This is a genomic window from Mycobacterium sp., assembly GCF_044370595.1.
In the GTDB taxonomy this organism is placed as follows: domain Bacteria; phylum Actinomycetota; class Actinomycetes; order Mycobacteriales; family Mycobacteriaceae; genus Mycobacterium.
This window is the reverse complement of the sequence record NZ_JBILVF010000198.1, coordinates 1-5407: the sequence shown is the minus strand read 5'-3', so window position 1 is coordinate 5407 and position 5407 is coordinate 1. Positions and strand designations below refer to the sequence as shown.

Here is a 5407-nt window from a genome sequence, read left to right as displayed (position 1 = left end):
GTGCTACTGCGCCCGTTCGCCCGGCTGATCTCGGGCACCGGTGACAGCGTCACCACCTACGGCGAACCCTGGAACATGAATTAACACTGGACAACCGACAAACGGGCACCCGGCAATTGCCGGGTGCCCGTTTTTCTCGCTCTCCTACTTGCGGAGTTGGGTGATGTCGAATCCGCGTTCGAACTCCGGTTTGGTGTCCTGACCGCCGAGGGCGTCGCGGATCTCGGTCAGCAGCCGGTTGGTCTTGTCGACTGCCGGTTCGGCCGATGCCTTGGACCGCATCTTGTTGTAGGGCAGCACCACGAAGAAGTAGACGACCGCGGCCACCAGCACGAAATTGATCGCCGCAGACAACAGGACGTTGAGGTCAATGGTCTGACCGCCGCCGATACCGATCTTGAGGATTCCGTAGGACGAATTCGTGCCCGCTCCGATCCGGTTGATCAGCGGCTGAATGATGCTGTCGGTGAACTTGGTGACCAGCCCGGTGAATGCGGTGCCGATGACCACCGCGACTGCGAGATCAACGATGTTGCCGCGGGCGAGGAACTCTTTGAAACCCTTTAACACGGTGAACCTTCCTTTGCTGAATTGGGCGTCAGGCGACGAAAGCGTAGCCGACGGTAAGCCCACAGCCGAGATAGCGCTGCGCTGTTCAGTGAATCGTCAGCGTCACGTCTTCAACGAGGGTGGCACCGGCGAGCGCATGGGCGGCCGCTGCAGGAAGGGCCACCAGCACCACTCGGCCGTCGCCGGCGCCGTCGCGAGCCCCGGCGGGCGAGACCAGGACCACCACGGCCGCGGTCGCCAGCAGTCGAGGGTGCGCCGCTCCGTCCGCCGATTCCGCGCCCAGGATGTCGACGACATCACCGGGACGGATCAGATCGAGCACCGCGGTGTCGGAGAGGTGAACCGGCACGGTCCGGGCCTCGGCGCCGACGCTCAGACCTGCAAGTCGGGAGCCGAGCACCCGGGCGTCGGTCAGTATCTCCCCGCGCCTGGACGGGCCGGCCAGAGTGGCGCCCACGACCGCGTCCACAGCGGTGACCGCCCCGTCGGGCAGGGTCCCGGCCGGGCGACTGAGCAGGGTGACGTCGCCGGCTGTGACGGTGATTCCCGGGGCGAGGTCACGCACCGCCACCACCACGTCGCGTGGTTCGGAGCGCGGGTCCGGCCGCCAGGCCAGGACCGCGGCCAACACCACAAGCAAGCCCGCGGCAACACGCCGCGCCAAGACCGTGCGGGCGAAGTCGGGCCGCACGGCACGTGAAATACAGTTCAGCACAGTGGGATTGAGCGGATTTCCCATCCTGCCAAAGGTAGCGGCCCGCGGGAAGTCCCGCGTGCAAGCGCGGGCAGGGTTGTGGATAACGCCTAGCTGGAGGTTGCGGCGGGCGCGGAACTGGTGGGCGACGACGTCGAGGGCCCGCTGCCCGAGCCGGACGGCTTCTCGGTCGAGGATGAGGACGATGAAGCGGACGACGGGGACGATGACGTCGAGGCGCCGGACGTCTCCGAATTCGACGAGTCGACCTTCGGTTTACCGCCCTCCCGGCTGTCGGTGCGGTAGAAGCCGCTGCCCTTGAACACCACACCTACCGAATTGAAAAGCTTGCGGAGCCGGCCCGAGCACTGCGGGCAGGTGGTCAGGGCGTCATCGGTGAACGCCTGGACCGCATCGAACCGGTTGTCGCACTCGGTGCAGGCATAGCTGTAGGTCGGCACATCAACCTCCGAAGGACTTGGTTTTTAGCACTCTACCGCGTCAAGTGCTAGCGCCGCCATGCAGCGAGATCAGGCCGCCACCGGGAGTCAACGCGTGGGTCATCCGGACGTCGTGGACCTCGCTGGGCAGTTCATCGAGAATTTCGCCGTCGCGCACCACCGCGACCAGACGCGTGTCCGGCGCGCACAGCGGCAGCGACCTGTCATAGAAACCCCCGCCCCGGCCCAGGCGTACGCCGCGTCGATCGACCGCCAGGGCGGGAGCCAGAACCACCTGCGCCTCGGCAAGGGCCGACGCCGGCAGCGACGGTCCGGCGGGTTCGGTCAGCCCGAACCGCGCCGCGCTCAGCCCTCCGGTGACGTAGCGGCCCCACTGCAGCGGGAGGTGCTCGCCGGCCGGACCGGTGTGCACCACCGGAAGCAAGACCGTCTCACACAATTCGGCGAGAACATCGAGCATTTCGGGGGAACCGGGTTCGGTGCGGATCGGGACATACGCGGCGATCACCCGTGCTCCGGCCACCACCGCCGGCAGATGGCCGATCAGTTGGGCGGACTCCGCCCGCCGCAGGGCATCGGGCACGGCGCGGCGGGATGACAGAAGTTCGCTGCGTCGGGATTCCTTCGCTGCTCCGGCCACACCCTCAACCATGGCAGCGTTACCGTTTCGGCGCTACGGTCCACCGGGTTAGGGTGTTGAAATGCTCACGAAACGGGTGCCGATTCCCCGTACCGCGATCGTGCCGGCGGCCGGTCTGGGCACCCGGTTTCTGCCGGCCACCAAGACCATCCCCAAAGAGTTGCTGCCGGTCGTCGACACCCCCGGAATCGAGCTGGTTGCCGAGGAGGCCGCCGAGGCCGGCGCCGAGCGCCTGGTGATCGTGACCTCCGAGGGCAAGGACGGAGTCGTCGCGCACTTCGTCGAGGATCTAGTGCTTGAGGGCACCCTGGAAGCCCGCGGCAAGAAGGCGATGCTGGCCAAGGTCCGCAAGGCCCCGGCGCTGATCAAAGTCGAGTCGGTGGTGCAGGCCGAGCCGCTCGGACTCGGGCATGCGGTGGGGTGCGTCGAACCGCTGCTGTCCCCGGACGAGGACGCCGTCGCGGTGTTGCTGCCCGACGACCTGGTCCTGCCGACCGGGGTCCTGGTCACCATGGCCAAGGTCCGGGCCAAACGGGGCGGCACCGTGTTGTGCGCGATCGAGGTGGGGCCCGAGGAAGTCAGCAACTACGGCGTCTTCGACGTCGAACCCGCAGAGGGCGCCGCGAACCCCGACGTCCTTCGGGTCAAGGGCATGGTGGAGAAGCCCCCCGCGGACAAGGCGCCGTCGCGCTATGCAGCTGCCGGCCGGTACCTGCTGGACCGCGCCATCTTCGATGCGCTGCGGCGGGTGGACCGCGGCGCCGGCGGTGAGATTCAGTTGACCGACGCCATCGCGCTGCTCATCGCCGAAGGTCACCCGGTGCACGTCGTGGTGCACCGTGGCACCCGACACGACTTGGGAAATCCCGGCGGCTATCTGAAGGCTGCGGTTGACTTTGCCTTGGACCGTGACGACTACGGCCCCGAATTGCGGGAGTGGTTGGTTGAGCGGCTGGGTCTGACCGACCGGTAGGGGCGCGGTAGGCCGGTCGGCGAAAGCTGGAAGGCAGCCCGGCAGAAAGGCAGTACTGTGCGTTCGGTCGAGGAACAGCAGGCCAGGGTGACGGCTGCCGCTGTCGCCCCCAGGCCGGTCCGGGTCCCCATCGCCGAGGCGCAGGGTCTGATGTGCGCCGAAGAAGTGGTGACCGAGCAGCCGATGCCTGGCTTCGACCAGGCCGCCATCGACGGCTATGCGGTGCGCAGCGCGGACATCGGTACCGCCGGTGACGGCGCTGAGGTCGTGTTGCCGGTCATGGGTGTCATCGAGGCCGGTGACCGTACGCCGACCCGGTTGCAGCCCAACCAGGCTGCGCGCATCCAGACCGGCGCGCCGATGCCCACCCTGGCCGACGCGGTGCTGCCGTTGCGCTGGACCGACGCAGGTGCGACCCGGGTACGCGCGCTGCGCGCAGTCCGATCCGGCGCCTACGTCCGCCATGTGGGCGACGATGTCCAACCCGGCGACGTAGCCGTACGTGCCGGCGCGATCATCGGGCCGGCCCAGGTCGGACTGCTGGCCGCGGTGGGCCGTGAACGGGTGCTGGTCCACCCCAAACCCCGGGTGGCGGTCATGAGCGTCGGCGCCGAACTCGTCGACATCTCCCGGACCCCCGGCAACGCTCAGGTCTACGACGTCAACTCCTACGCCCTTGCCGCTGCCGCCCGCGATGCCGGGGCCGAAGCCACCCGGATCGGGATCGTCAGCACCGACCCGAAGGAACTGCGGGAGGTCGTCGAGAGCCAACTCAACCGCAGTGAGGTGGTGGTGTTCGCCGGAGCGGTCGGCGGAGCAGCAGCCGAGAACCTACGCGCCGTGCTGTCGCAGTTGGGCGACATGGAAGTAATCCGGATCGCCATGCACCCCGGGTCGGTGCAGGGCTTCGGTCAGCTCGGACCGGACGGCGTTCCGACGTTCCTCCTGCCGGCCAACCCGGTCAGTGCGCTGGTCGTGTTCGAGGTCATGGTGCGTCCCCTGATCCGGTTATCGCTGGGTAAGCGCCAGGCCATGCGGCGGGTCGTTCGGGCGCGGACACTGGCACCGATCGCGTCGGTGCCCGGCAGAACCGGCTTTCTGCGCGGCCAGTTGCTGCGCGACCAGGACACCGGTGATTATCTCGTCGAAGCCATCGGTGAAGCGCCGGGCGGGTCCGCGCATCTGCTTGCCTCGTTGGCCGAGGCCAACTGTCTGGTGGTGGTGCCCAGCGAGGTCGCCGAGGTCCCCGCCGGGGAGTTCGTCGACGTCGCCTTCCTGGCCCAGCGCGGCTGAGTCCGGAAGCTGTTGTGAGCTTGTGGGGACGTGGATCAGCGCATCCGGGTTGGCCATCGGTCATGGGGCCGTTGCGGGTGGGGGGCGGCGCGGTCCGGTTGCGGCCGGCGCGGATGCGAGACGGCGCTCAGTGGAGTCGAATCCGGTTGGCCGAACGGGACAATCTGGAGCCCTGGGAGCCGTCCGCGGACCTGGATTGGGCTCAGCGCCATAGTGTTTCGGCGTGGCCGGCGATGCACTCAGGGCTTCGGGCGGAGGCCCGCAAGGGACGTATGCTGCCCTACGTCATCGAACTTGACGGCCGATTCCAGGGCCAGTTGACAATCGGCAACGTGGCCCACGGTGCACTGAGATCGGCCTGGATCGGCTACTGGGTGTCCAGCGAGGTGACCGGCGCCGGCGTGGCCACCGGTGCTCTGGCGTTAGGTCTGGATCATTGCTTCGGACCCGTCGGCCTGCATCGGGTCGAGGCGACGGTTCGCCCGGAAAACATCGCCAGTCGCAGGGTGCTGGCCAAAGTGGGCTTCCGCGAGGAGGGTCTGCTGAGGCGGTATCTCAACGTCGACGGCGCCTGGCGCGACCACCTGTTGGTGGCTATGACGGTCGAGGAGATGGACGGCTCGGTGGCCGCGGCGTTGGTCCGGCGTGGGCTCGCGGGGTGGGCCTGAAGCCGACCCGACTGTTACGAATGTGACATTTGTGGCTGTTGGTGCTTGTTCTTCAAGAATTACACGTGTGTAATTGGCACGGCGCGCCGTCAGTCATCGCGGACGTCA

7 protein-coding genes and 1 pseudogene are annotated in these 5407 nt (G+C 67.7%); 4 read left to right on the top strand and 4 right to left on the bottom strand.

Features of this window, described 5'->3' with window-relative positions; genetic code table 11:
- Positions 1-84: pseudogene (locus tag ADBZ5N_RS17250) on the top strand (MspA family porin); the annotation flags it as partial.
- Between the two features lie 60 nt (positions 85-144).
- Here the strand turns inward: ADBZ5N_RS17250 and mscL are convergent.
- From mscL to ADBZ5N_RS17230, 4 genes are all read right to left on the bottom strand, one after another.
- The gene (mscL, locus tag ADBZ5N_RS17245; protein ID WP_526259539.1) at positions 145-570 is read right to left on the bottom strand and encodes a large-conductance mechanosensitive channel protein MscL; all 426 of its coding nucleotides are present in this window, start codon (positions 568-570) and stop codon (positions 145-147) included.
- Positions 571-655: 85 nt separating this feature from the next.
- Positions 656-1309, bottom strand: coding sequence for an SAF domain-containing protein (locus ADBZ5N_RS17240; RefSeq protein WP_526259537.1), 654 nt, complete (start codon positions 1307-1309; stop codon positions 656-658).
- A 65-nt stretch (positions 1310-1374) separates the two neighbouring features.
- Entirely contained in the window at positions 1375-1725 is a 351-nt protein-coding gene (locus ADBZ5N_RS17235; RefSeq protein ID WP_526259535.1) for an FmdB family zinc ribbon protein, read from the bottom strand.
- Between the two features lie 40 nt (positions 1726-1765).
- Positions 1766-2365 (bottom strand): 5-formyltetrahydrofolate cyclo-ligase, encoded by a 600-nt coding sequence (locus ADBZ5N_RS17230; RefSeq protein ID WP_526259533.1) that lies wholly within the window; start codon positions 2363-2365, stop codon positions 1766-1768.
- A gap of 61 nt (positions 2366-2426) precedes the next feature.
- Here ADBZ5N_RS17230 and ADBZ5N_RS17225 point away from each other — a divergent pair, with 61 nt between their 5' ends.
- From ADBZ5N_RS17225 to ADBZ5N_RS17215, 3 genes are all read left to right on the top strand, one after another.
- Positions 2427-3338, top strand: a complete 912-nt coding sequence (locus ADBZ5N_RS17225) for a UTP--glucose-1-phosphate uridylyltransferase (RefSeq protein WP_526259531.1) — start codon at positions 2427-2429, stop codon at positions 3336-3338.
- Between the two features lie 57 nt (positions 3339-3395).
- On the top strand, positions 3396-4631 hold the full coding sequence (gene glp / locus ADBZ5N_RS17220) for a molybdotransferase-like divisome protein Glp (RefSeq protein ID WP_526259529.1): 1236 nt from the start codon (positions 3396-3398) through the stop codon (positions 4629-4631).
- A gap of 62 nt (positions 4632-4693) precedes the next feature.
- Positions 4694-5299, top strand: a complete 606-nt coding sequence (locus ADBZ5N_RS17215) for a GNAT family N-acetyltransferase (RefSeq protein ID WP_526259527.1) — start codon at positions 4694-4696, stop codon at positions 5297-5299.
- Positions 5300-5407: the final 108 nt, after the last annotated feature.